Annotated in this window: 26 protein-coding genes; 23 read left to right on the top strand and 3 right to left on the bottom strand. The window is 61.3% G+C overall.

All coding sequences use genetic code 11. The features are described 5' to 3' along the window. Positions 1–267 precede the first annotated feature (267 nt). The 10 genes from KX729_RS01170 to lipA all read left to right on the top strand — a co-directional run bounded on the left by KX729_RS01170 (position 268) and on the right by lipA (position 9,036). Entirely contained in the window at positions 268–591 is a 324-nt protein-coding gene (locus KX729_RS01170; protein WP_025602927.1) for an FtsB family cell division protein, read from the top strand. Between the two features lie 211 nt (positions 592–802). Continuing rightward, positions 803–1,873 (top strand): pyruvate dehydrogenase (acetyl-transferring) E1 component subunit alpha, encoded by a 1,071-nt coding sequence (gene pdhA / locus KX729_RS01165; RefSeq protein WP_025602929.1) that lies wholly within the window; start codon positions 803–805, stop codon positions 1,871–1,873. Positions 1,874–1,891: 18 nt separating this feature from the next. Then, positions 1,892–3,277: a pyruvate dehydrogenase complex E1 component subunit beta gene (locus KX729_RS01160; protein WP_219740613.1), complete on the top strand. Its 1,386-nt coding sequence runs from the start codon at positions 1,892–1,894 to the stop codon at positions 3,275–3,277. Positions 3,278–3,288: 11 nt separating this feature from the next. Next, entirely contained in the window at positions 3,289–3,582 is a 294-nt protein-coding gene (locus KX729_RS01155; RefSeq protein WP_219740612.1) for a hypothetical protein, read from the top strand. A 1-nt stretch (position 3,583) separates the two neighbouring features. After that, complete coding sequence (locus KX729_RS01150; RefSeq protein WP_219740611.1) at positions 3,584–4,948, top strand: pyruvate dehydrogenase complex dihydrolipoamide acetyltransferase; 1,365 nt, start codon at positions 3,584–3,586, stop codon at positions 4,946–4,948. A 135-nt stretch (positions 4,949–5,083) separates the two neighbouring features. Continuing rightward, a complete protein-coding gene (locus tag KX729_RS01145) occupies positions 5,084–5,317 on the top strand; it encodes a hypothetical protein (protein ID WP_219740610.1) in 234 nt (77 codons plus the stop codon). Between the two features lie 64 nt (positions 5,318–5,381). After that, positions 5,382–6,020: an SGNH/GDSL hydrolase family protein gene (locus tag KX729_RS01140; RefSeq protein ID WP_219741190.1), complete on the top strand. Its 639-nt coding sequence runs from the start codon at positions 5,382–5,384 to the stop codon at positions 6,018–6,020. Between the two features lie 59 nt (positions 6,021–6,079). Continuing rightward, a complete protein-coding gene (gene lpdA / locus KX729_RS01135) occupies positions 6,080–7,525 on the top strand; it encodes a dihydrolipoyl dehydrogenase (protein WP_219740609.1) in 1,446 nt (481 codons plus the stop codon). A gap of 251 nt (positions 7,526–7,776) precedes the next feature. Then, positions 7,777–8,022 carry a GlsB/YeaQ/YmgE family stress response membrane protein gene (locus KX729_RS01130; protein ID WP_025602941.1) on the top strand — a complete coding sequence of 82 codons (246 nt, stop codon included), beginning with the start codon at positions 7,777–7,779 and terminating at the stop codon, positions 8,020–8,022. A 39-nt stretch (positions 8,023–8,061) separates the two neighbouring features. After that, a complete protein-coding gene (gene lipA, locus KX729_RS01125) occupies positions 8,062–9,036 on the top strand; it encodes a lipoyl synthase (protein WP_025602943.1) in 975 nt (324 codons plus the stop codon). Positions 9,037–9,059: 23 nt separating this feature from the next. On the opposite strand, the gene KX729_RS01120 is transcribed toward lipA, so the two are convergent. Next, complete coding sequence (locus KX729_RS01120) at positions 9,060–9,245, bottom strand: hypothetical protein (protein ID WP_025602944.1); 186 nt, start codon at positions 9,243–9,245, stop codon at positions 9,060–9,062. Between the two features lie 293 nt (positions 9,246–9,538). Here KX729_RS01120 and KX729_RS01115 point away from each other — a divergent pair, with 293 nt between their 5' ends. The 4 genes from KX729_RS01115 to KX729_RS01100 all read left to right on the top strand — a co-directional run bounded on the left by KX729_RS01115 (position 9,539) and on the right by KX729_RS01100 (position 12,408). Beyond that, on the top strand, positions 9,539–10,123 hold the full coding sequence (locus KX729_RS01115) for a P-loop NTPase family protein (protein WP_219740608.1): 585 nt from the start codon (positions 9,539–9,541) through the stop codon (positions 10,121–10,123). 31 nt (positions 10,124–10,154) lie between these two features. Then, a complete protein-coding gene (locus tag KX729_RS01110) occupies positions 10,155–10,610 on the top strand; it encodes a type II toxin-antitoxin system RatA family toxin (RefSeq protein ID WP_025603479.1) in 456 nt (151 codons plus the stop codon). Positions 10,611–10,671: 61 nt separating this feature from the next. After that, positions 10,672–11,508, top strand: coding sequence for a hypothetical protein (locus KX729_RS01105; RefSeq protein WP_219740607.1), 837 nt, complete (start codon positions 10,672–10,674; stop codon positions 11,506–11,508). 72 nt (positions 11,509–11,580) lie between these two features. Beyond that, entirely contained in the window at positions 11,581–12,408 is an 828-nt protein-coding gene (locus tag KX729_RS01100; RefSeq protein WP_219740606.1) for a hypothetical protein, read from the top strand. On the opposite strand, the gene KX729_RS01095 is transcribed toward KX729_RS01100, so the two are convergent. Both KX729_RS01095 and KX729_RS01090 read right to left on the bottom strand, forming a co-directional pair. Next, on the bottom strand, positions 12,405–12,902 hold the full coding sequence (locus KX729_RS01095) for a CinA family protein (RefSeq protein WP_219740605.1): 498 nt from the start codon (positions 12,900–12,902) through the stop codon (positions 12,405–12,407). The genes KX729_RS01100 and KX729_RS01095 overlap by 4 nt on opposite strands. Further along, positions 12,899–14,092, bottom strand: coding sequence for a bifunctional 2-C-methyl-D-erythritol 4-phosphate cytidylyltransferase/2-C-methyl-D-erythritol 2,4-cyclodiphosphate synthase (locus tag KX729_RS01090; RefSeq protein WP_219740604.1), 1,194 nt, complete (start codon positions 14,090–14,092; stop codon positions 12,899–12,901). Before KX729_RS01090 ends, KX729_RS01095 begins: the two co-directional genes overlap by 4 nt. A 165-nt stretch (positions 14,093–14,257) precedes the next feature. Here KX729_RS01090 and dusB point away from each other — a divergent pair, with 165 nt between their 5' ends. From dusB to hflX, 9 genes are all read left to right on the top strand, one after another. Then, positions 14,258–15,274, top strand: a complete 1,017-nt coding sequence (gene dusB / locus KX729_RS01085) for a tRNA dihydrouridine synthase DusB (protein WP_219740603.1) — start codon at positions 14,258–14,260, stop codon at positions 15,272–15,274. Continuing rightward, positions 15,271–16,428, top strand: coding sequence for a two-component system sensor histidine kinase NtrB (locus KX729_RS01080; RefSeq protein WP_246617342.1), 1,158 nt, complete (start codon positions 15,271–15,273; stop codon positions 16,426–16,428). The genes dusB and KX729_RS01080 overlap by 4 nt, the downstream gene beginning before the upstream one ends. Further along, on the top strand, positions 16,425–17,876 hold the full coding sequence (gene ntrC / locus KX729_RS01075; RefSeq protein ID WP_219740602.1) for a nitrogen regulation protein NR(I): 1,452 nt from the start codon (positions 16,425–16,427) through the stop codon (positions 17,874–17,876). The genes KX729_RS01080 and ntrC overlap by 4 nt, the downstream gene beginning before the upstream one ends. Positions 17,877–18,118: 242 nt before the next feature. Next, positions 18,119–20,449 (top strand): sensor histidine kinase NtrY-like, encoded by a 2,331-nt coding sequence (locus tag KX729_RS01070; protein WP_219741188.1) that lies wholly within the window; start codon positions 18,119–18,121, stop codon positions 20,447–20,449. Beyond that, a complete protein-coding gene (ntrX, locus tag KX729_RS01065; RefSeq protein ID WP_219740601.1) occupies positions 20,439–21,803 on the top strand; it encodes a nitrogen assimilation response regulator NtrX in 1,365 nt (454 codons plus the stop codon). Before KX729_RS01070 ends, ntrX begins: the two co-directional genes overlap by 11 nt. Positions 21,804–21,840: 37 nt before the next feature. Next, positions 21,841–23,217, top strand: a complete 1,377-nt coding sequence (gene trkA, locus KX729_RS01060) for a Trk system potassium transporter TrkA (protein WP_219740600.1) — start codon at positions 21,841–21,843, stop codon at positions 23,215–23,217. Positions 23,218–23,293: 76 nt separating this feature from the next. After that, positions 23,294–24,157: a D-amino-acid transaminase gene (locus KX729_RS01055; protein ID WP_219740599.1), complete on the top strand. Its 864-nt coding sequence runs from the start codon at positions 23,294–23,296 to the stop codon at positions 24,155–24,157. A 108-nt stretch (positions 24,158–24,265) separates the two neighbouring features. Continuing rightward, positions 24,266–24,508, top strand: coding sequence for an RNA chaperone Hfq (hfq, locus tag KX729_RS01050; protein WP_007757453.1), 243 nt, complete (start codon positions 24,266–24,268; stop codon positions 24,506–24,508). A 74-nt stretch (positions 24,509–24,582) separates the two neighbouring features. Continuing rightward, positions 24,583–25,923: a GTPase HflX gene (gene hflX / locus KX729_RS01045; RefSeq protein WP_219741187.1), complete on the top strand. Its 1,341-nt coding sequence runs from the start codon at positions 24,583–24,585 to the stop codon at positions 25,921–25,923. The last annotated feature ends 249 nt before the right edge of the window (positions 25,924–26,172 follow it).

Raw genomic sequence — 26,172 nt, 5'->3', positions numbered from 1 at the left:
AGAGGGGACGTGCCCCACGCAAAGTCGAGGTAGTCACAGGCGGTGCGGCATATGTCCTTCTCCCCGTCAGAACGGGGAGAAGGTGGCGGCAGCCGGATGAGGGGCAGTCGCAACATCAGTTGTACAATCAAAGCCCGCGCTCAAAAGCGCGGGCTTTTTACATCCCGACCTCGGTCAACGATTGCTTAAGCAAGTTCTGCGATTTTGAACGTCTGTTCCGGATCCGCCGTGTGCGATCCGTCAAGCGTGACAAGGCGTTGAAGCGGCATGTGGACCAAACATCACAAACAGAGAAAATTCGGCCGTTTCGTTCTTCCTGCCATCACCGTCGCCTTTCTCTCGTATTTCGGCTATCATTCCGTGCATGGCGATCTGGGATTGATCGCCACGGAGGAATTCGAACGTCAGCGCGTGGCGCGCGCAGAGGAACTTGCCAAGCTGACCGCCAAGCGCGAATCTCTGGAGCGGCAGGTTCAGCTCATGAGCGATGGTTCTCTCGAGAAGGACATGCTCGACGAGATCGCCCGTTATCAGCTGAATGTCTCAAGAAGCGACGAAATCGTCATCTTCAACAACTACTTCAAGAATTAACCACATTTCGGTTAATTTCATATTCTGCTAAGCATTTCATTGCGTTACGCGGAATGTGAGCCATGCATTTATGGCATTGCTGTGGCACATTTTCTTGCCTATGGTGTTCCGCGACATGGGGGAGATGTCCCGGAATGACATTGAATGGCATTTTGGCGCGCTCGCCCTATCTATGGTTTTTATAAACGCAGAATTCTAAAGGGAGGGATGAATGGCGCCGACCAAGACCGCGTCTGTATCCGGCCGCAAGCCCGCGGCAAAGTCTGCAAGCAGGACTGCCGCCAAGGCCGTATCCAAGGAATTCACCGGCAAGAATACGCCGGATTTCGGCAAGGATGAGGACATTCACGCCTATCGTGAAATGCTCCTGATCCGCCGTTTCGAGGAAAAGGCCGGCCAGCTTTACGGCATGGGCTTCATCGGCGGCTTCTGTCACCTCTATATCGGTCAGGAAGCTGTCGTTGTCGGCATGCAGATGGCCCAGCAGGAAGGCGACCAGGTCATCACTGCCTATCGTGACCACGGTCACATGCTGGCGACCGGCATGAGCGCTCGTGGCGTCATGGCGGAACTGACCGGACGCAAGGGCGGCTATTCCCGAGGGAAGGGCGGCTCCATGCACATGTTCTCCAAGGAAAAGCATTTCTACGGCGGCCATGGCATCGTCGGCGCCCAGGTGTCGCTTGGCACGGGTCTCGCCTTCGCCAACAAGTACCGCAACAACGATAGCGTCTCGGTCGCCTATTTCGGCGACGGCGCGGCCAATCAGGGCCAGGTCTACGAGAGCTTCAACATGGCGGCCCTCTGGAAACTGCCGATCGTCTATATCGTCGAGAACAACCGTTACGCCATGGGCACCTCCACCGCCCGCGCCACCGCCCAGTCGAACTACTCGCTGCGCGGTTCCGGCTTCGGTATCCCGGGCATCCAGGTCGACGGCATGGATGTGCGCGCCGTCAAGGCTGCGGCTGACGAGGCGCTCGAGCATTGCCGTTCCGGCAAGGGCCCGATCATTCTCGAAATGCTGACCTACCGTTATCGCGGTCACTCGATGTCCGATCCGGCGAAATATCGCTCCAAGGACGAAGTGCAGAAGATGCGGTCCGAGCACGACCCGATCGAACAGGTGCGTCTGCGCCTCGTCGAAAAGGGCTGGGCCACCGAGGACGAGCTGAAAGCGATCGACAAGGACATCCGCGACATCGTCTCGGATTCGGCCGATTTCGCCCAGGCCGATCCGGAGCCGGATGCGTCCGAGCTCTACACCGACATTCTGCTCTGATCGCGGGGAGGGAACCCAATGCCAATCGATATCCTGATGCCCGCCCTTTCTCCGACCATGGAAGAAGGCACGCTCTCAAAGTGGCTGAAAAAAGAAGGTGACAAGGTCACCTCCGGCGACGTGATCGCTGAAATCGAGACAGACAAGGCGACCATGGAAGTGGAAGCCGTCGATGAAGGCGTGATCGGCAAGCTGCTGGTCGAAGCCGGCACCGAAAACGTCAAGGTCAATACCAAGATCGCCGTGCTTCTGCAGGATGGCGAAAGCGCTGATGCAATCGGCTCTGCTGCCCCGGCGCCTGCCGCTGAGGCTCCAAAGGCCGAAGAAGCACCGAAGGCTGCTGACCCGGCCGTTGCCGCAGCTGTCCCGGCCCAGCCGATCGCCCAGGCGGCCGCCGATCCGGATATTCCGGCCGGCACCGAAATGGTGATGACCACCGTTCGCGAAGCACTGCGCGACGCGATGGCCGAAGAAATGCGCCGCGACGAAAACGTCTTCGTCATGGGTGAGGAAGTCGCCGAATACCAGGGCGCCTACAAGATCACCCAGGGGTTGCTGCAGGAATTCGGTGCCCGTCGCGTCGTCGACACCCCGATCACCGAACACGGCTTTGCCGGCGTCGGCGTCGGTGCTGCGATGGCCGGCCTGAAGCCGATCGTCGAATTCATGACCTTCAACTTCGCCATGCAGGCGATCGACCAGATCATCAACTCGGCTGCCAAGACGCTCTACATGTCCGGCGGCCAGATGGGCGCTCCGATCGTCTTCCGCGGCCCGAACGGTGCTGCTGCCCGCGTCGGCGCGCAACACAGCCAGGATTACGCCTCCTGGTACAGCCAGATCCCGGGCCTCAAGGTCGTCATGCCGTACACGGCTGCCGACGCCAAGGGCCTGCTGAAGGCTGCGATCCGCGATCCGAACCCGGTCGTTTTCCTCGAAAACGAAATCCTCTACGGCCAGCAGTTCGAAGTGCCGAAGCTCGATGATTTCGTCCTGCCGATCGGCAAGGCGCGCATCCACCGCAAGGGCAAGGACGTGACCGTCGTTTCCTTCGGTATCGGCATGTCCTATGCGACCAAGGCGGTAGCCGAACTCGAGAAGGAAGGCATCGATGTCGAGCTGATCGATCTGCGCACGCTGCGTCCGATGGATCTTCCGACCGTCATCGAATCCGTCAAGAAGACCGGCCGCCTCGTCACCGTCGAGGAAGGTTACCCGCAGAACTCGGTCGGTACCGAAATCGCCACCCGCGTCATGCAGCAGGCCTTCGATTACCTCGACGCGCCGATCCTGACGATCGCCGGCAAGGACGTTCCGATGCCTTACGCGGCGAACCTTGAGAAGCTCGCTCTGCCGAATGTCGGCGAAGTGGTCCAGGCGGTGAAGACCGTCTGCTACAAGTAAGGGGCTGGCTCATGCCGAAAGCCTCTGTGAAGCAGATTCTTCCCGTTTCGGGTTCGTGGTTCAGAGTGATCGGATCGCAAGATAAGCCGGTTCTTGAAAGAATCGTGTTTTGGGCCTTGATCAAGACCGAGGACACCGAAGTGATAGTCGGTGTTCCGAGGGAAGAGATCGGTGTGATCGGTGCGGTGGACGGTTGGCTCGAAGACGTGGCTGGATATATCGAAGTGCCTCCTGAGCAAGCTACCCGGATCATGGAAAGTCCCGAAGAACTTGCCCAGTTTGAACTTGTTTGGGCGGAGGATTAATATGCCGATCAACATCACCATGCCCGCCCTGTCACCGACCATGGAAGAGGGCAACCTCTCCAAGTGGCTGGTCAAGGAAGGCGACAAGGTCAAGTCCGGCGACGTGATCGCCGAGATCGAAACCGACAAGGCGACCATGGAAGTGGAAGCCGTCGATGAGGGTACCGTTGCCAAGCTCGTCGTGCCGGCCGGCACGGAAGCGGTCAAGGTCAATGCCCTGATCGCCATCCTCGCCGCCGATGGCGAAGATGTTTCGGCCGCTGCTGCCGGCGCCGGTTCCGCACCAAATGCCGAAGCTGCTCCTGCTCCCAAGGCCGAAGCCGCACCGGCTCCGAAGGCTGCCGAGCCCGCTCCGGCGCCAGCTGCCGCTGCACCTGCGCCGGCTGCTGCCCCGGCAGCATCGTCGGGTGGCGCGAAGACCTTCTCGTCTCCGCTCGCCCGTCGCCTCGCCAAGGAAGCCGGTCTCGATCTTTCCGCAGTTTCCGGCTCCGGCCCGCATGGCCGCGTCGTCAAGGCTGATATCGAGAAGGCCGTTGCTTCCGGTGGTGCCAAGGCTGCCCCGGCTGCCGCTCCGCAGGCTGCATCCGCCGGCGCTGCCCCGGCTCTCGCCAAGGGTCCGTCGGACGACAACGTGCTCAAGCTGTTCGCAGAAGGCTCCTACGAGCTTCTGCCGCATGACGGCATGCGCAAGACGATCGCCGCGCGCCTCACCGAGTCGACTCAGACCGTTCCGGCCTACACGATCTCGATGGATTGCGAACTCGACGCGCTGATGAAGCTTCGCGCCGAAATCAACGCTTCGGCGCCGGTGAAGAAGACGGAGAAGGGCGAGGTCCCGGCCTTCAAGCTTTCCGTCAACGACTTCATCATCAAGGCCATGGCGCTGGCTCTGCGCGAAGTCCCGATGGCGAACGCCTCCTGGACCTCGACCGCCCGTGTGCTGCACAAGCATTCGGACGTCGGCGTTGCCGTGTCGATCCCGGACGGTCTGATTACCCCGATCGTCCGCAAGGCCGAAACCAAGACCCTGTCGGTCATCTCCAACGAGGTGAAGGACATGGCCAAGCGCGCCCGCGACAAGAAGCTGAAGCCGGATGAATACCAGGGCGGCACCACCTCGGTGTCCAACCTCGGCATGTTCGGCGTCTCGAGCTTCACCTCGATCGTCAATCTGCCGCAGGCCTCGATCGTCTCGATCGGCGCCGGCGTCGAAAAGCCGGTCGTTCGTGGCGGCAAGATCGAAGTCGGCACGGTCATGACCGCCACTTTCGCCTTCGACCATCGCGTCATTGACGGCGCGCTCGGTGCGGAACTTGCGTCCGCCTTCAAGCGCTACATCGAAAACCCGATGGCGATGCTGGTTTAGCACCGGTCTCTCCCTCCCCCTTGCGGGGAGGGTGTCCGCGTCGTTAGCGGTTTCCGCACATCGTGACATTTGGCCGCCTGGTCTCCATATTATGGAGAGAGCGCAACGATCGGCGGCCGTGAGGGAGGGTATTTGATGGCTAAAGAACCAGACAACATGATCCTACCTTTGCTCCGTGAAATGCGAAGCGAGATGCAGGAGCAGTTCACCGAAATTCGTCAGCGTCTGGATAAACTCGAAAGCGGTCAGAAAACCATTCGTCAGGCACTGACGGCTGATACGATGATGTCGAAATTCGTTACCGGCGATTTTGAAGAACGGATATTCGAACTTGAGCGTAAGGTTGAATCGCTGGCCAAAGGCAAGTGATTAAACTCGGCCTGCATGATGGGCTTGCAAGGGTTTCGCAGGGAATAATCGCCACATGAGCCAAATGAAAACCGTCCTCTGCTACGGCGATAGTCTCACCTGGGGCACCGATGCCGCCTCCGGCGACCGGCACGCTTTCGAAGACCGCTGGCCAAGCGTCCTGCAGGCCGCACTCGGTCCATCTGTTCAGGTGATCGCCGAAGGACTCGGCGGCCGCACAACGGCCTATGACGACGGGCTCGCCGATTGCGACCGTAATGGTGCCCGCCTGTTGCCGACCGTGCTGCATACCCACGGCCCGCTCGATCTCGTCATTATCCTGCTCGGCACCAATGACATGAAGCCGATGATCCATGGCACGGCGATCGGCGCCCGGCAGGGCGTCAAGAAGCTCGTCAGCCTCATCCGCTTCCATGACTGGGGCCGCGATTACGAGACGCCGGAAATCCTCATCGTCGCGCCGCCGTCGCTGTGCGAGACGGCCAATGTGATTGCCGGGGCGACTTTCCGCGGCGGGATACCGGAATCGGAAATGCTGGCCTCGCTGTATCGCGATCTGGCTGATGAAGTGGAATGCGGTTTCTTTGACGCCGGCTCGGTTGCCCGAGCGACGCCGGTCGATGGCATTCATCTCGATGCCGAAAATACCCGTGCCATCGGACGGGGCCTCGAGCCCATCGTCCGGATGATGCTCGGTCTCTAGTTAGGTTCCAGCGGCGGTCCTGAACGTTGACCGCCCCATGAAAGAAGGCAGGACAAGCAATGGCTCAATCCTACGACCTCATCGTTATCGGTTCCGGCCCGGGCGGTTATATCGCGGCCATCCGCGCGGCTCAGCTCGGCATGAAGGTTGCCGTCGTCGAGCGCGAACATCTGGCCGGTATCTGCTCCAACTGGGGCTGCATCCCGACCAAGGCGCTGCTGCGCACCGCCGACGTCATGCATTCGGCCCAGCACGCCAAGGATTACGGCCTCGTGCTGGAAGGTTCGATCAAGCCGGATATCAAGGCGATCGTCGCCCGCTCGCGCGGCATTGCCGCACGCATGAACAACGGCGTCGGCTTCCTGTTCAAGAAGAACAAGGTCGATATCATCTGGGGTGAAGCCAAGATCACCAAACCGGGTGAGATCGTTGTCGGCAAGTCGACCAAGCCGGTTGTCGAGCCGCAGGGTCCCGTGCCGAAGAATACGCTGGGCGAGGGCACCTACACCGCCAAGCATATCATCGTCGCCACCGGCGCCCGTCCGCGCGCGCTGCCGGGGATTGAGCCGGACGGCAAGCTGATCTGGACCTATTTCGAGGCGATGAAGCCGGAAGAAATGCCGAAGTCTCTGCTGGTCATGGGCTCCGGCGCCATCGGCATCGAATTCGCCTCATTCTACCGCACCATGGGTGTCGATGTGACCGTCGTCGAGATCATGACGCAGGTCATGCCGGTCGAGGACGCGGAAATCTCCGCCTTCGCCAAGAAGCAGTTCGACAAGCAGGGCATGAAGATCCTGCTCGAAGCCAAGGTCGCCAAGGTCGAGAAGGGCGCCAATTCGGTGACCGCGACGATCGAAAAGAAGGACGGCTCGAAGGAAACCATCACCGCCGACCGGATGATCTCGGCCGTTGGCGTGCAGGCGAATGTCGAAGGCATCGGCCTCGAAGCCGTCGGCGTGAAGACCGATCGCGGTTTCATCGTGATCGACGGTTACGGCAAGACCAACGTACCCGGTATCTACGCGATCGGCGACGTCGCCGGCCCGCCGCTGCTCGCTCACAAGGCCGAGCATGAGGCGGTCATCTGCGTCGAGAAGATCGCCGGCCTGCCGAACGTCCACCCGATGGACAAGCTGAAGATTCCGGGCTGCACCTATTGCAACCCGCAGGTCGCTTCGGTCGGCCTGACGGAAGCGAAAGCCAAGGAACAGGGTCGCGACATCCGCGTCGGCCGTTTTTCCTTTGCGGCCAACGGCAAGGCCGTGGCGCTCGGCGAAGACCAGGGCATGGTCAAGACCATCTTCGACAAGAAGACCGGCGAACTCTTGGGCGCCCATATGGTCGGTGCCGAAGTTACCGAACTCATCCAGGGCTTCGTCGTCGCCATGAACCTGGAGACGACCGAGGAAGACCTGATGCACACCATCTTCCCGCATCCGACCATTTCGGAAACGATGAAGGAAAGCGTGCTGGATGCCTATGGGCGTGTGCTGAACGCTTGATCTGAAGTCTGCTTTTAGTGGGTTGGCATTGCGTGTGGAGCTTTGCCCCTCACTCTAACCCTCTCCCCGCAGGCGGGGAGAGGGAACGTGCCCAACCTGACGTTCAAGAGTTTGGTAAACGGCGCGGCATATCCCTTCTCCCCGTCAGACGGGGAGAAGGTGGCGGCAGCCGGATGAGGGGCATCTCGACATATTGCGATTGCCTGGGCGACCGCCCATATCATTCGCAGAGATTTTAAACGGGGTATCACATGGGCGTGGGTTGGATTGCAGCAATCATCATTGGCGGCCTCGCGGGCTGGCTGGCCGGCAAGCTGATGGATATCCGCTTCGGCATTTTCATGAATATCGTGATCGGCATCGTCGGCGCGGTTCTTGCCAATGCGATCTTCTCCCGCGCCGGCATCTATGTCGCCAGCGGATGGCTGGGTTACCTGGTGACGGGTTTCATCGGCTCGTGCATTTTGCTATTCGTCGCCAAACTCGTCAGGCGTTGACGAAATCCCGCGGGATTCGCGGTTGAAGGCAGGTTTTTGATGGTCAACATTCTCGACAGGACGGTGCTCTCGGATGAAAAGCGCGTCCGCCATCCGGAAAAGGCGCATCGCCCCGACCAGGAAGTGATGCGCAAGCCGGAATGGATCCGCGTGCGTGCGCCGGTTTCCAAGGGTTATCAGGAAACCCGGTCGATCGTGAAGGAACACAAGCTGGTAACGGTCTGCGAGGAAGCGGGCTGCCCCAATATCGGCGAGTGCTGGGACAAGAAACACGCCACCTTCATGATCATGGGCGAGATCTGTACCCGCGCCTGCGCCTTCTGCAATGTCGCGACCGGCAAGCCGAATGCGCTCGATATGGCCGAACCGGAAAACGTCGCCAAGGCCGTCAAGCAGATGGGTCTCGAACACGTCGTCATCACTTCCGTCGACCGTGACGACCTCGAGGACGGCGGCGCAGAACATTTCGAAAAGGTGATCTGGGCGATCCGCGCCGCTTCGCCGAATACGACGATCGAAATCCTGACGCCGGACTTCCTGAAGAAGCCCGGTGCGCTGGAACGTGTTGTCGCCGCCAAGCCGGACGTCTTCAACCACAATATGGAAACCGTTCCCGGCAATTACCTGACGGTTCGTCCCGGCGCACGCTATTTCCACTCCATCCGCCTGCTGCAGCGGGTGAAGGAACTCGATCCGACCATGTTCACCAAGTCCGGCATCATGGTCGGCCTTGGCGAAGAGCGGAATGAAGTCCTGCAGCTGATGGACGACCTGCGCACCGCCGATGTCGACTTCCTGACCATCGGCCAGTATCTGCAGCCGACAAAGAAGCACCATAAGGTGGAAGCCTTCGTCACCCCGGAGGAGTTCAAGTCCTACGAGACGGTCGCTTATACCAAGGGGTTCCTGATGGTGTCGTCGAGCCCGCTGACCCGTTCGTCGCATCATGCCGGCGACGATTTCGCGCGCCTCAAGGCCAATCGCGAAAAGAAGCTGCTGGCTGCCGCCGAATAAGCGGCAGCCCTTATCCCAAATCCTTATTCCGCCGCCTGGACCTTCTCGGGCTTGTCCTGGCCGCGCCGTCTTTCCCGCAGCGTGAAGCGGTGTCCGCGCGCTTCTCCCTTTGCCATTTCAATGAGATAGGCAAGCATGGGGAGCTGGTTCATATCGGCAAGCTGCCTTGCAGATTCGAGCAGCTTGATCATCTGTGCAAAGTCGTCCATCGATGCTTCTTTCCGGTGAGACCGGTCTGCTGGTGGTTGAATTGAGTCCCTTATACGCGCGATTGCGTGCATGGATCATTACAACCACATGAATCCAACATTAAATTTTATTAATCTCGAATGCTATCCAACATCGACAAACGGCCAGCGGCTTTGCGAGTCGTCGGCCGCAATGCGGCATAACATTATCGGTCTTCTATAATACCCTCTGCGCGAGAATGAAATCCTCCTGTCATCGGTTGTAGATAGTGGCGTTCACGATCGTGGGAACCTTTGAAGTCGGGGAAACGAAGATGAACACCGGATCCGGCGACGGCCAGGTGAATTACATGAGGGTAGAGGAGGCTGCCGACAAGGTGCGGCAGGCAGATCGGATCCTCGTCATCGGCTGTTCCGGCGGCGGCAAGTCGACGCTGTCGCGACGAATCGCAAGCCGTTTCGGCCTCGACCATATTTCTCTCGACCGTGACGTCATCTGGCTTCCGGGCTGGGTGCTGCGGCCCAAGGCGGAGCAACTGGAGCTTACCCGCATCCTGACGGCCGGCGAGCGTTGGATCATGGACGGCACCAACACCTCGACTTTCGATATTCGCGTGCCGCGCAGCGATATTGTCCTCTGGGTCAGGATGCCGCGCTGGCTTTGCATCTGGGGTGTCGTCGGGCGTTGGCTGAAACACAGGGGCGATACCCGTCCGGAGATGGCGCCCGGTTGCCCGGAAAAGATCGATCTGGATTTCCTGCGATTCGTCTGGACCTGGGAGAAGGTCTATGGACCACGCGTAGTGTCAGGTCTCGAAATCCATGCCAGGCACACCCCGGTTCTCGTCATCAAATCGCGCGGCGAAATGCGCCACCTCTTGACCCTTCTCGGGGCTTGATCTTCGCGGCATCGGCGCTTAACTGCGGAACATGCCCAAGTTCGAAATCCGCCGCCCCGTCAAGCACAGCGCCGAACAGATGTACGCGCTGGTTGCCGACATCGAGAAATATCCGCAATTCCTGCCGCTCTGCGAAGCGTTGAGCATCCGTTCCCGCAAGGAGCGCGACGGCAAGGCGCTGCTGATGGCCGATATGACCGTGGGTTACAAGGCGATCCGCGAGACCTTCACCACCCAGGTCCTGCTCAATCCGGCAGAACAGGCGATCGATGTGAAATATATCGAGGGCCCGTTCAAATACCTCGAAAACCGCTGGCGTTTCGAGCCGGCGGCCGATGGATCGCCGGATGCCTGCGTGGTGCATTTCTTCATCGACTACGAATTCAAGAGCATGATCCTCGGCGCGCTGATGGGCTCGATGTTCGACCGCGCCTTCCGCATGTTCACCGACGCTTTCGAGAAACGGGCCGACAAGATCTACGCCTGAGCCCAACCCTTGCCGCCAAGGCCGTTCTGGAGGATAGTCCTGCCGAACGGGAGAGATCGGCATGAGCAGGCATCTCTGGCTGGCGGCATGGTTTTTTGCCGCATGCGTTCTGGGCGCCGTGCCCGCATCGGCCGAACCGGCCAAGATCGGTGAGGCGGGCGACTATGTCCTGTTCCTCGACAAAAATAAGAAGCCGGTTGCCGGCACCTATTGGGTTTCACCTGATGTGCGCGCCGTTGCTCATGCATCCATGCCCGGCGGTTCTCCGAGCAATTTGATCTTCGTCGATCGCGAGTTTTTCCCAACGCGTGTCGCGGCGCCGGTCTATTTCCTCAATTACGAATACAGCTATTCCACCGATCCGCTCGCGCTCGATGTCGGGCAGTCGCGGGACATGGTCGAAAACCGGCGGCAGGTCGGCCTGCTTGCCGATCAGGTCAAACCGCGCGACACGCCGTTCAAGCTGACGATCCGCGCCAAGATCGCCTCCACGATCAACGGCTATAATCTCACGAGCCTGGTTTACTTCAAAGAGACGGATGTGAAGGACCCGCCGGGACAATGGGGTCGACGGATTTATGTGCAGCCTTTCGGCATCGATCTGTCCTCGGAACTCGCCGCGCGCGTCGACAGTCTTACGGTGGGCAAGGCCGATAGCGCCGGCGACTTCCACGTGATCTTTACCGAGATGGCGGACGTCATCCCGAGCTTGACCCAATGCATCCGCGAGAAGCGCAAGACGGAAGAATACAAGGCCGCAATACGCAGCGATCATGAGAAGGTCGACACCGTCATGGCGAGGGATTTCCTGAACGAGGATATCGGCTGGTGGGAGAGGGTGGACATGCCCCGCACAATCGAGTTCCTGATGTTCGACATGTGCCCGCCGAGCAAATAGCGCCCACGCTTGCGAAGCGTCTCGCCCCGACGGATAGTTTTCCGATCGTCGGGAGGGCGCAGGGAGGTTCACATGGTAAGACATCTCATGTGCATGATATCGGCGGCTGCGCTTTCGCTCTCCGGTGACATGACGGCTGCAGCGGATGCCGATCTTTCAAAAATCCGCAAGGCCGGGTCATACGTCATTCTCTCCGACAAGGGCGGCAAGGCGATCACCGGCGGTTACTGGCTTTCGCCGGACCTGAAGATTGTCATTCATTCGGAAGACGATGCATCGCCCGCCCTTGTGACCTATGTCGATCGGGAACTGTTTCCGCGCCGGATGGCGCAGTTCGACATGTTCATCAATGTGCAATTTGCCTATGAGCCGGACCCCGTCTCGCTGCCGGTCGGCAAGGTCGCCCAGATCAGGCAGACCAGCCGTTTCTCCTCGTCGCAGGAGACGAAGCCGTTCGCCTTCACGACGATCAGCGTCGTTCAGTCCAAACTGCAGGACATCGATATCGTCAGTCGTCATTATGGCGTCGATGGCGACTGGTTCGGCATTCCCGACCGCGACGCCGGGCAGCGGGTCTATATCGAGACCCTCGATGCCGACCTGTCGGCTGCCGATGCGGCGGAAGTCGCGGCCATCGAGACGGGCGAGGCGCGCAGCACAGCCGATTTCCAGGCGCTGTATTTTACGCGCGCCGTGCCTCACCTGCCCATGGTGGTGAAGTGTTTTGAGGAGATGCGCGCGAAACCCGACTTTCAGGCGGCCGCCAAAAAGCAGCGCGAAACCGGAGACCAGTGGATGGCGACGATCTATGCCACGGGCGGCAAAACCTGGACGGAGCGTGACGGTTTTACCCGAGCCGATTTCGGGCCGGATCTCTCGGCCTGCCCCGATCCCGGTTAATCAGCCGCCTCTACCAGCATGTCCAGTGCGGTCCTGATCGTCGCGAGCCGGACTTCCGTTCGGCCGATGTCGCCGTAATGCATTTCACGATGAATGATCTTCCCGGACCGGCTTTTCGCAGCCAGATGCACCAGACCGACCGGCTTGTCCGTCGACCCGCCGCCGGGACCTGCAATGCCCGTCACGGCGACCGCTACGGCTGCCTGCGAGCGGTACAGGGCGCCATGTACCATCTGCAGCGCCGTTTCCCTCGATACGGCACCGTGCGCGATCAGCGTCGCTGTGGTTACGCCGATCATGTCCATCTTTGCGTCGTTCGTATAGGTGACGAAACCGCGATCGACGACGGCGGAGGAGCCGGAAATCTCCGTCAGCGCGCCGGCGATCAATCCGCCGGTGCAGGATTCGGCGGTCGAGACCATCAGCCCGCGTGCCGAAAAATCGGTGATGATGCGCTGCGTCTGTTCGATGATATCGGCAGGGAAAAACGTCATGCCACGCTCCCGCGATAGATGACGGTAGCGGTAGCGATCGCGGCAATCCCTTCGCCGCGCCCGACAAAGCCCATCTTCTCGTTGGTGGTCGCCTTCACCGAGCAGCGGTCGACAGTGATCCCGAGAATCTCGGCGAGGTTCTGACGCATGGCGTCGCGATGCGGCGCCACTTTCGGCGCCTCGGCGATCAGCGAAATGTCCGCATTGGTGATGATCCCGCCGCGCTCGCGAACGATCTTCGCCGCATGCGCCAGGAAGATTTTTGACGCAGCACCGCGCCACTGCATGTCCGATGGCGGAAAATGATCGCCGATATCACCTGCGCCACAGGTGGCGAGCAGGGCGTCCGTCAGCGCATGGATCGCCACATCCGCGTCCGAATGACCGGAAAGCTTGAAATCATGCGGAATGAATACGCCGCACAGCGTCACCCCATCGCCGGGCTCCAGCTGGTGTACGTCGTAACCGTTGCCGGTCCGCACATCGGGGAAGGACATTTGCGAGAGCTTTTCGTCGGCCATGGCGATATCCCGCTTCACGGTGAGCTTGACGTTGTCGACCGAACCTTCGACCAGCGCGACCGGCAATCCGGCCCATTCGGCGATCGAGGCGTCGTCGGTGAAATCCTCGCGGCGCAGCGCCGCCGCCTTTTCATGCGCGGTGCGGATCGAGGATAGCAAAAAGGTCTGCGGCGTCTGTGCGGCATAAAGCCCGGCGCGCGGCACGGTCTCGTGTACCAGCCCGTCCGAGCCGCCGCGCTTCAGCGTGTCGGTCACCGGCATGGCCGGCAGCACGCCGTCATGACCGGCATCAAGTGCGGCCGCCACGCGATCCAGCATGTCGTGATCGACGAACGGGCGGGCGGCGTCATGGATCATAACATGCGTGGCCCCGGTGCCGGAGAGCGCCGTCAGCCCCTCATAGACGGAGCGCTGCCGCGTCTCGCCGCCGAACGTGGTGATGACATCGGCGGCACCGTCTACATCCGCTACGGCTGCGGCATAAAGCGCCGCGTCGTCCGGATGGATGACGACCACCACCGGCCCGCTGCGCGGCCAGGATAAAAACCGCTCCAGCGTGCGGGCGATCACCGGCCTGCCGCCGATTCGGCGGTATTGCTTCGGACCCTCTTCAGGCGAACCCGCCCGTTCGCCTCTGCCCGCCGCGACGATAACAACACCGATTGTCATGGATTTGTCGTTCCTAGCGCTTAACTCGACCGCGTTCGCCGATTGACAGGCGGAGAACTATAGAATGAAAAGCCCCGTTTCCAGCAGCCCGCTTAAAAATAACGCAGTTCCGGAATTGCTCTTGGCAAATGCCCGAGACCTGAATAAAAATAGTGCAACAAACTCATGTGCCCGAAAGATCATCATTTGCAATTCCCAGATCTTGCATCGCCATTCCAGATCGGGCCAGTCGCCATCCGCAACCGCGTCGTGCTCGCGCCGATGTCCGGCGTCACCGATCTGCCCTTCCGCACGCTTGCCTGGCGTTATGGCGCTGGGCTCGTCGTCACGGAAATGGTGGCGAGCGGCGAACTCATCCTGAACCGCGGCGAATCCTGGGCGCGGCTGAGGGGCACCGGCATTACGCCGCATATGGTGCAGCTCGCCGGACGTGAAGCAGGCGCCATGGCCGAGGCGGCGAAGATCGCTGAAGCCAATGGCGCCGATATCATCGACATCAACATGGGTTGTCCGGCCAAGAAGGTCACCGGCGGTTATTCCGGCTCGGCGCTGATGCGCGATCCCGATCATGCGCTGACAATGATCGAAGCGACCGTCAATGCGGTGAAGGTACCGGTGACGCTGAAGATGCGGCTCGGCTGGGATCATGATTCCCTCAACGCCCCGGAGATCGCCCGCCGCGCCGAACAGGCCGGTATCCAGCTGGTGACCATCCACGGCCGCACCCGCATGCAGTTCTACGAGGGCAAGGCGGATTGGGATGCCATCCGTCCGGTCCGCGAAGCCATTTCCATTCCGCTGATCGCCAATGGCGATGTCGAGACACCGGAAGATGCCGCCGAAATCCTGAAGCGCTCCGGCGCCGATGCCGTCATGGTCGGCCGTGGCGCGCAGGGGCGTCCCTGGCATGTCGGCTGGCTTGGCGGCCATGCGGGGCCGGCACCCGAAGAAATCCCCGGCCTCGCTGTCGAACATTACGAGGCGATGCTGGAACTTTATGGCCGCGAGGCCGGCTTGCGCCACGCCCGCAAACAACTCGGCTGGTATCTCGACCGGTATGCGCCGGACCTGCCGACCGATGAAAAGGCAACCATCATGATATCGAAAGACCCGGCGGATGTGTCCCGCCGGATGACGGACGCGCTTTCCGGCGAGTTCGCTCCAAGGAGGCACGCCGCATGAGCAAGGCTCCAAGGGTAAACAACGGCGAGGACGCCACCAGCAACGCGCTCGCCATGGCCGTGCTCAACTCTGTCCAGAACCCGGTCGTGCTGGTCGATGCCGCCGGCAAGGTCGCATTCGCCAACTGGGAGGCGGAAGCCTTTTTCGGCTCCAGCGCCGCCTATCTCGCCAAGAACAAGATCTCGACCTTCATTCCCTTCGGCAGCCCGCTTCTGGCGCTGATCGATCAGGTGCGGGAGCGCAAGGCGCCCGTCAACGAATACCGTGTCGACCTGTCATCACCGCGTCTCGGCTCCGACAAACTGGTCGATCTCTATGTCGCGCCCGTCGTCAGCGAGCCGGGCTCGGTCGTCATCGTCTTCCAGGAACGGTCGATGGCGGACAAGATCGACCGCCAGCTCACCCACCGCGCCGCCGCTCGCTCGGTGACCGGTCTTGCCTCGATGCTGGCGCATGAGATCAAGAACCCGCTGTCGGGCATCCGTGGTGCTGCCCAGTTGCTCGAAACCGTGGTGCCGGACGACGACCGTCCGCTGACGCAGCTGATCTGCGACGAGACCGACCGTATCGTTTCGCTGGTCGACCGCATGGAAGTCTTCTCCGACGAACGGCCGGTCGATCGGCTGCCGATCAACATCCATTCGGTCCTCGACCATGTGAAAGCGGTTGCCCGGGCCGGTTTTGCCCGCAATATCAAGATCACCGAGCTTTACGACCCGTCGCTGCCGCCGGTCTATGCCAATCGCGACCAGCTGGTGCAGGTCTTCCTGAACCTCATCAAGAACGCGGCCGAAGCGGTCCACGATCAACCGGATGCAGAAATCGTCCTGACGACGGCCTATCGTCCCGGCATCAAGCTCTCGGTTTCCGGCACGCGCGAAAAGATTTCGCTGCCGCTGGAATTCTGCGTCATCGACAACGGGCCGGGCGTGCCGTCCGATCTCGTGCCGCATCTCTTCGATCCCTTCATCACCACCAAGACCAATGGTTCCGGCCTCGGCCTGGCGCTGGTCGCAAAGATCATCGGTGCCCATGGCGGCATCGTCGAATGCGACAGCCAGGCGCGCCGTACCATTTTCCGCGTTCTTATGCCCATGCACAAGGAAGAGGCGTCCGACGGCCGTTCCTTGCATTCCACAGGAAGTGAACAATGACTGCCACGATCCTTGTCGCCGACGACGACGCGGCCATCCGCACCGTTCTGAACCAGGCTTTGACCAGGGCAGGCTACGACGTGCGCATCACCTCGAATGCGGCGACCCTCTGGCGCTGGATTTCGGCCGGCGAGGGCGATCTCGTGGTGACCGACGTCATCATGCCCGATGAGAACGCCTTCGATCTCTTGCCGCGCATCAAGAAGTCCCGGCCGGAGCTGCCGGTTCTGGTGATGAGCGCCCAGAACACCTTCATGACGGCCATCAAGGCGTCGGAAAAGGGCGCCTACGACTATCTGCCGAAGCCCTTCGACCTGACCGAGCTGATCGCCATCATCGGCCGCGCGCTGTCCGAGCCGAAGCGCAAGCCGCCGCGCCTCGAAGACGACATGCAGGACGGCATGCCGCTGGTCGGCCGTTCCGCCGCCATGCAGGAAATCTATCGCGTTCTCGCCCGCCTGATGCAGACGGACCTGACGCTGATGATCACTGGCGAGTCTGGTACCGGCAAGGAACTCGTCGCTCGTGCGCTGCATGACTACGGCAAACGCCGCAACGGACCCTTTGTGGCGATCAATATGGCCGCCATCCCGCGCGACCTGATCGAGTCGGAACTGTTCGGTCACGAAAAGGGTGCCTTCACCGGCGCCCAGAACCGCTCCACCGGCCGTTTCGAACAGGCGGAAGGCGGCACGCTCTTCCTCGACGAAATCGGCGACATGCCGATGGATGCCCAGACGCGGCTTCTGCGCGTCCTGCAGCAGGGCGAATATACGACCGTCGGCGGCCGCACCCCCATTCGCACCGATGTCCGCATCGTCGCCGCCACCAACAAGGACCTGAAGCAGCTCATCAATCAGGGCCTGTTCCGCGAAGACCTCTATTACCGTCTCAACGTCGTGCCGCTGCGCCTGCCGCCGCTCCGCGACCGCGCCGAGGATATTCCGGATCTCGTCCGCCACTTCATGCAGATGGCGGAAAAGGAAGGCCTCGATTCGAAGCGTTTCGACAATGAAGCGCTGGACCTGATGAAGGGTTACGCCTGGCCGGGCAACGTCCGCGAGCTGGAAAACCTCATCCGCCGCCTGACCGCGCTTTATCCGCAGGATGTCATCACCCGCGAGATCATCGATTCGGAGCTGCGCTCCGACGTGCCGGACAGCCCGATCGACAAGATGGGCGCCCGTTCCGGTTCGCTGACCATCGCACAGGCGGTGGAAGAAAACATGCGCACCTATTTCGCGAGCTTTGGCGACAACCTGCCGCCACCCGGCCTATACGACCGGGTCCTGACCGAGCTGGAATACCCGCTGATTCTCGCGGCCCTGACCGCCACCCGCGGCAACCAGATCAAGGCCGCCGATCTGCTCGGCCTCAACCGCAATACGCTGCGCAAGAAAATCCGCGAACTCGGCGTTTCCGTCTATCGCAGCTCCCGCGGCGCCTGACGCGGGTTCAAGAGTGCGGGACAATGTTCCCGGCTTCTTGACACCTGCCATGCATCGTTGCATTTTCGCCACAAAGCGTTGCTTAAAGGTCACGCAGGTGTCAGTGAAACAGTCGACGGAGTGGCGGCCGTCGAAGGGGTGCGCTGAGGCCTGTTCCGGGAAACTTGCTATCGCTTCGCTCGGGCCGCGGTGCCCCGGTTGAAACGATCTCCCGCGAGGAATTGGGGATCGGAGTGGATCAGATGACGGAAGGCGTGACAGCGCCGGTCGCCGATAATCGGCGGTCCGGTGATGAACTGCCCGGCCAGGAGCTGTCCGACATTGAATCGTCAGGCCATGAGCCGGCGGTTTCGGTGCAGGATCGGCGTGCGTCGTTCGCGCTTCCGGGCCTTCTGCTCGCCGGCGGAGCGCTTGTCTGCGCCACGCTGACACTGTTCATCCTTCTGGGCGTCACGCCGATTGCGCCGACGACCAATGTCGTCATCACATCCGCCGTCCTGAACTCGCTCTTCATCCTCGGCCTGATGTATCTCATCTGCCGTGAGGTCCTGCGGCTGGTGAAGGCGCGCAATCGTGGCCGTGCCGCGGCCCGCCTGCATGTGCGCATCGTCGTGCTGTTTTCCATCGTGGCAATCACACCGGCGGTTCTGGTGGCGATCTTCGCCAGTCTGACACTGAATGTCGGTCTCGACCGCTGGTTCTCGCTGCGCACCCAGTCGATCGTCCAGTCGTCGCAGGATGTCGCTCGAGCCTATATGCTGGAGAACGCCAGCTATCTGCAGGGCCAGACGGTGTCGATGGCGAACGACCTCGAGCGCAACCGCGCGATGTTCTATCTCGATCGCACCGGTTTCGTCGATCTGATGACCCGTCAGGCCCGTGGCCGCGGCATGCTCGGCGCCTTCCTCGTCAAGGAGGACGGGCAGGCGATGGTTCAGGCTGAGATCAAGACGGAAAAGCCGCTACCGGCCATTCCCGCCGACGCTTTGAAGACGGCGGCCGCCGGCCAGCCGACGCTGATCCCGCCGGGCGTCACAAACCTCGTCGGTGCCGTCATCAAGCTCGACGGCATTTCCGGCGCCTTCCTCTACACGATCCGTGCCGTTGATCCGAAGGTCATCGGCGCGATGCACCTGATGGAAGAGAACTCCGCCGAATACAAGGCGATGGAGGCGGGGCGCAGTTCGCTGCAATTCGCCTTCGCGGTTCTTTATCTCGGCTTCGCGTTGATCGTGCTGCTCGCGGCGATCTGGACAGCGATCGCCGTCGCCGACCGTATCGTCCGGCCAATCCGGCTGCTGATCAGCGCAGCCGACAGCGTCGGTACCGGCAATCTCAACGTCGTGGTTCCGGTGCGCGCCGCCGATGGCGACGTCGGCAACCTGTCGCGCACCTTCAACCGGATGATTTCCGAAATCCGCAGCCAGCGCGACGAGATCCTCGAAGCCAAGGACGAAGTGGATGATCGCCGCCGCTTCATCGAGGCGGTGCTGTCGGGTGTGACGGCCGCCGTCATCGGCGTCGAGGAAGACCGGCGCATCACCATCGTCAATCCGTCTGCCGAACATTTCCTCGGCATTCCGGCCGACAAGCTGATGGGCGAGAAGCTGCAGGATGTGGCGCCGGAGATCGAGCAGGTCCTGACCGAGGCGAGGGCGCGTGCCCGCAGCGACTTCCGCAAGGAAGTGAACCTGATGCGCGGCGGCAAGGAGCGGACGCTGTCGGTTCAGGTCACCCGCGAGGAGCAGCGTGCAGCGCAGGATTCCTACGTCATCACGCTCGACGACATCACCGATCTCGTCATCGCCCAGCGCTCGACCGCCTGGGCCGATGTCGCCCGCCGTATCGCCCACGAGATCAAGAACCCGCTGACCCCGATCCAGCTGTCAGCCGAGCGCCTGAAGCGCCGCTACGGCAAGCAGATCGCCGAGGACGACCGGGCCGTCTTCGACCAATGCACCGATACGATCGTCCGCCAGGTCGGTGATATCGGCCGCATGGTCGACGAGTTCTCGTCATTCGCCCGCATGCCGAAACCGGCCAAGGAGCAGGCCGACCTGCGCGATATCCTGCGCGACGCCATCTTCCTGCGCGAAATGGGCACGACGCATGTGGATTTCACCCGCGAGTTCGGCGACGAGCCGCAAAAGGGCATGTTCGATGCGCGCATGCTCGGCCAGGCCTTCGGCAATCTCGTCAAGAACGCCGTAGAGGCGATCGAGGCGGTGCCGAGCGATCAGGAGCGGGACGGCCGCAAGGTGAAGGTTCGTTCGAGTTTTGATGCGGTACGCGACGCTTTCGTCGTGGACGTCATGGACAACGGCATCGGCCTGCCGGTCGAGAACCGTCATCGCATTCTCGAACCCTATATGACGATGCGCGAGAAGGGCACTGGCCTTGGTCTCGCGATCGTCAAGAAGATCATTGAAGAACACGGCGGGCAGCTCGAATTGCACGATGCGCCTGCCGATTTCGATCATGGCAAGGGCGCCATGATCAGGGTGGTATTGCCGCATCAGCAGCAGGCCTTGCCCGGAACCGATAATAACAAGGAATTGGCTTATGGCGTCTGATATTCTGGTCGTGGATGACGAGGCGGATATTCGCGAGATCGTTTCGGGCATCCTCTCCGATGAAGGCCACGAGACCCGCACCGCCCATGACAGCGACAGCGCACTGGCGGCGATTTCCGATCGCGTGCCGCGCCTGGTCTTCCTGGATATCTGGATGCAGGGATCGAAGCTCGACGGCCTGGCGCTGCTGGATGAGGTCAAGACCCGCCATCCGGATCTGCCCGTCGTGATGATCTCCGGCCACGGCAATGTCGAGACGGCGGTTTCCGCCATCAAGCGCGGCGCCTTCGACTTCATCGAAAAGCCGTTCAAGGCCGACCGTCTGATCCTGATCGCCGAGCGTGCGCTGGAAAATTCCAAGCTGAAGCGCGAAGTGACCGAACTGAAGAAGCGCACCGGCGACGCCGCCGAACTGGTCGGCACCTCGGTCGCCGTCTCGCAGCTTCGCCAGAACATCGAAAAGGTCTCGCCTACCAATAGCCGCATCATGATCCTCGGCCCCTCCGGTTCCGGCAAGGAACTGGTGGCGCGGATGATCCACAAGCGTTCGACCCGCGTCACCGGCCCGTTCGTGGCGCTGAATGCCGCAACGATCACGCCGGACCGTATGGAAGTCGCGTTGTTCGGCACCGAAGGCGGCCCGGGCCAGCCGCGCAAGATCGGCGCGCTGGAAGAGGCGCATCGCGGCATCCTCTATCTCGACGAAGTCGGTGAAATGCCGCGCGAGACGCAGAACAAGATCCTGCGCGTGCTGGTCGATCAGCAGTTCGAACGCGTCGGCGGTTCCAAGCGCGTCAAGGTCGATGTCCGCATCATCTCCTCGACGGCCTATAATCTCGAGAGCCTGATCTCGGAAGGCTCGTTCCGCGAAGATCTCTATCACCGTCTGGCCGTGGTGCCGGTCAAGGTGCCGGCGCTCGCCGAACGTCGCGAGGACATTCCGTTCCTGGTCGACATGTTCATGCGCCAGATATCCGAACAGGCCGGCATCAAGACCCGCCGGATCGGCGAGGACGCCATGGCGGTTCTGCAGGCGCATGACTGGCCGGGCAATATCCGCCAGTTGCGCAACAATATCGAGCGGCTGATGATCCTTGCCCGCACCGATGGCCCGGACACGCCGATTTCCGCCGACATGCTGCCGACCGATCTTGGCGACATGCTGCCGAAGGTTTCCGCCAAGGGCGATTACCACATCATGACGCTGCCGTTGCGCGAAGCTCGCGAAATGTTCGAACGCGATTACCTGATCGCCCAGATCAACCGTTTCGGCGGCAACATTTCCCGCACGGCGGAGTTTGTCGGCATGGAGCGTTCCGCTCTGCACCGCAAGCTGAAGTCGCTCGGCGTCTGACCCGAAAGTCCTGACCGATGCCCGAAAGTCTTGATAGATGAAAGTGATCATTTGCGGCGCGGGGCAGGTGGGCTACGGCATCGCCGAACGGCTGTCGCAGGAAGACAATGACGTCTCGGTCATCGATACTTCGGCATCGCTGATCGCCGCGATGACGGAGACGCTGGACGTCAAGGGTTACGTCGGCCACGGCGCCCATCCGGACATGCTGGAAAAGGCCGGTGCCGAAGACGCCGACATGATCATCGCCGTGACGCTTTACGACGAGGTCAATATCGTTGCCTGCGAAGTGGCGCATGCGCTCTTCTCGGTGCCCACCAAGGTCGCCCGCATCCGTGCCCAGAACTATCTGAAGCCGGAATATGCCGATCTCTTCAGCCGCCAGAACATGTCGATCGACGTGACGATTTCGCCGGAAGTCGAGGTCGGCAAGATGGTGCTGCGGCGCATCTCGTTTCCCGGCGCCAACGATGTCGTCAAATTCGCCGATGACCATATCGCCATGGTGGCGATCGAGTGCATGGAGGATTGCCCGGTCGTCTCGACGCCGCTGAACCAGCTGTCCGAACTTTTTCCGGACCTGATGGCGACGGTGGTCGGCATCGTCCGCAACAATCTGCTGATCGTCGCCCGCTCCGCCGACCAGTTGCAGGTCGGCGACCTTGCCTATGTCATCTGCCAGCGCGAACACATCCGCCGCACGCTCGGCCTGTTCGGTCATGAGGAGCAGGAGGCGCGTCGCATCATCATCGCCGGTGGCGGCAATATCGGCTATTACGTCGCCAAGACGATTGAGGAACAGCAGCCGCGCATGCGGCTGAAGATCATCGAAAGCGACCGCGAAAGGGCGATCGCGATTTCCGAAAAACTGCGCAACACGATCGTGCTGCATGGTTCGGCGCTCGACCAGAATATCCTCACCCAGGCCGATATTCAGGATACCGATCTGATGATCACGCTGACCAACAGCGACCAGATCAACATCCTGGGCGCGGTGCTGGCCAAGTCGCTCGGCTGCAAGTCCAACCTCGTGCTCATCAACTCGACGTCCCTGCACCAGATCACCGACTCGGTCGGCATTGACGCACAGATCAATCCGCGGGCGGTGACCATCTCGCGCGTGCTGCAGCATGTCCGCAAGGGTCGCATCCGCTCGGTCTACGCCGTGCAGAACGGCGCTGCCGAAGTGATCGAGGCCGAGGCGCTGGAAACCTCGCCGCTGGTCGGCCGGACGTTTCGCGAACTCGATTTGCCGGATGGCATCCGTATCGGCGCCATCTATCGCGGTGACTCCGTTATTCGGCCGGACGGCAACACAAAGATCAAGGCGCGCGACCGGGTCGTGCTCTTCGCGACAGCCGATGCCGTGCGCGATGTGGAGCAGCTGTTTCGCGTTTCCATTCAGTATTTCTAAGCAATTCCAGCGAAAGTGGAAACCGGTTTCGCGTCCGGAATTGCGTCAATGCTCTAAACATTCCCAGGGGGCCAAGATGTCGAGAATTGCCTATGTGAACGGACAATATGTCCGCCATTCAGACGCCGCCGTGCATATCGAGGACCGTGGCTTCCAGTTCGCCGATGGCGTCTACGAAGTCTGCGAAGTGCGCCAAGGCATGATCGTCGACCTGACGCGGCACCTGAACCGCCTCGATCGTTCGCTGTCGGAATTGAGGATGGCAGCGCCGATGAGCCGTGCCGCGCTCACCTTCGTGATCCGCGAAGTGCTGCGCCGCAACCACGTGAAGAACGGCATCTTCTACATGCAGGTCACCCGCGGTGCCGCCCGCCGCGACCATTTCTTTCCCGCGGAAGGCACGCCGCCGACCATCACCATCACGGCAAAAAGTGTCGATCCGTCGGTTGCTGCCAAGAAGTACGCCAACGGCATCAAGGTGATCACTCTGCCGGAAAACCGCTGGGACCGCGTCGATATCAAGACGGTCGGTCTGTTGCCTAACGTGCTTGCCAAACAGCAGGCCAAGGAAGCCGGCGCCAATGACGCGATCTTTGTCGATCGCAACGGCATCGTCATGGAAGGCGCATCCTCCAACGTCTGGATCGTCACGCCCGATGGCGAAATGGTGACGCGTCCCGCCGAGCACGGCATCCTCAAGGGAATCACCCGCACGACCGCCATCGACGTTGCCGCCAAGCTCGGCCTCAAAGTCGTCGAGCGGGAGTTCAGGACCGAGGAAATGCTGGCCGCGCGCGAAGTCTTCTTCACCTCCGCCACTGGCATCTGCGTGCCGATCATCGAAGTGGACGGAAAGCCCATCGCCAACGGCCATCCCGGCACCGTCTCCGGCAATATTCGTGACGCCTTTTTCGACATTGCGGAAAAGACGGCGATTTGATAACCAGACAATTGGGGGAAGGGAAGCTCGCGGGCGTTTCCCGGAGATCTCTATATCTGCGTGATCATGTCCCGGCGTCTCGCCGGCAAGAAAGAAAGAAGCGGCGCTATGGCGGAACGTTCTCAGAACCTTCAGGATTTATTTCTCAATACCGTACGCAAGCAGAAGATTTCCCTGACGATATTCCTGATCAACGGGGTCAAGCTGACGGGTGTTGTCACCTCGTTCGACAATTTCTGCGTTCTGCTTCGCCGTGACGGACATTCCCAGCTCGTGTATAAGCACGCGATCTCGACCATCATGCCGGGTCAGCCGATGCAGATGTTCGAGACGGAAGAAAACGCGGCTTAAGGACAACTCGTATTTCAAATCGCGATACCTCGAATGAATCCATGGTCCCGGAGGCTGAAAAGCACCGGGACGATATGCGCGCGGCCGTCATCGTGCCGGTGCTCAAACAGGCGCGGGCAAGAGCCGGGCAGGGCGATTCGCCGGCCGTAACGGCAGCACCCCGCTCCAACGAGGCGCGCCTCGAAGAGGCGATCGGTTTGGCCAAAGCCATCGATCTTGAGATCGTGCAAGGGTTGATCGTGCCGGTCAGCCAGCCACGCCCGGCCACTCTCATGGGTTCCGGCAAGATCGAGGAAATCAAGGCGCTGCTCGAGGAGCACAATGCCGGCCTCGTCATCGTCGACCATCCGCTGACGCCGGTGCAGCAACGCAATCTGGAAAAGGAACTCGGCGCCAAGGTCATCGACCGCACCGGCCTGATCCTCGAAATCTTCGGCCGCCGCGCCTCCACCAAGGAAGGCACGCTGCAGGTCGATCTGGCGCATCTCAATTATCAGAAGGGCCGTCTGGTCCGCAGCTGGACCCACCTTGAACGCCAGCGCGGCGGTGGCGGCTTCATGGGCGGTCCGGGTGAAACCCAGATCGAAGCCGACCGTCGGCTGCTGCAGGACCGTATCGTCAAGCTCGAAAAGGAGCTGGAACAGGTCGTCCGCACCCGCCAGCTTCACCGCGCCAAACGCCGCAAGGTGCCGCATCCGATCGTCGCACTTGTGGGCTACACCAACGCTGGCAAGTCGACGCTGTTCAACCGCATCACCGGCGCCGGCGTGCTGGCCGAGGACATGCTGTTTGCGACGCTCGACCCGACGCTGCGCCGCATGAAGCTGCCGCATGGCCGCACCGTCATCCTTTCCGATACCGTCGGTTTCATCTCCGACCTGCCGACCCATCTGGTCGCCGCCTTCCGCGCCACGCTGGAAGAGGTGCTGGAGGCCGACCTTATCCTGCATGTGCGAGACATGTCCGACCCGGACAACGCCGCCCAGTCGAACGACGTGATGCGCATCCTGGCCGATCTCGGTATCGACGAGAAAGAGGCCGACAAGCGCATCATCGAGGTCTGGAACAAGATCGACCGGCTCGAACCCGAAGCCCACGACGCCATGGCCGACCGCGCCAGGGGCCGCGAGAACATCATGGCAGTCTCGGCCGTCACGGGCGAGGGCGTCGATGCCCTGATGGACGAGATTTCCCAGCGGCTCTCCGGCGTCCTAACCGAAACCTCGGTCACCCTGCCGCCGGCCAAGCTCGGGCTCGTCTCCTGGGTCTACGACAATGCCATCGTCGACGAACGCTCCGACAACGAGGACGGTTCGGTGACCTTCGAGGTGCGGATGTCGGAAGCGCAGGCCGCGGAACTGGAGCGCAAGCTCGGCAACGGGCCGAAAGCCGCCAAGGAAGACTGGGACCGGTAAACCGGCGCGGCGCACTCCCGTCTTCCCCCTTGCGGGGAAGATGTCAGCGGAGCTGACAGATGGGGGTGGTTCAGCATATTCCACCGTCGGGTTCGTGGCACCACCCCCATCTGTCGCTTCCAGCGACATCTTCCCCGCAAGGGGGAAGACGGGAGGCTGCGGCACCGCCGAACGCCCTTTGCCCACAGCCACTTGACGATCTCTCGTCTCGCTCCAATTCACCGCTCGGCCGCGTTCGTGTGCCTTCCG

The sequence above is a fragment of the Neorhizobium populisoli genome (assembly GCF_019430945.1).
Taxonomy (GTDB): domain Bacteria; phylum Pseudomonadota; class Alphaproteobacteria; order Rhizobiales; family Rhizobiaceae; genus Neorhizobium; species Neorhizobium populisoli.
Note: the sequence above shows the minus strand (reverse complement) of the source record. Positions and strands in the feature narration are given on the sequence as shown.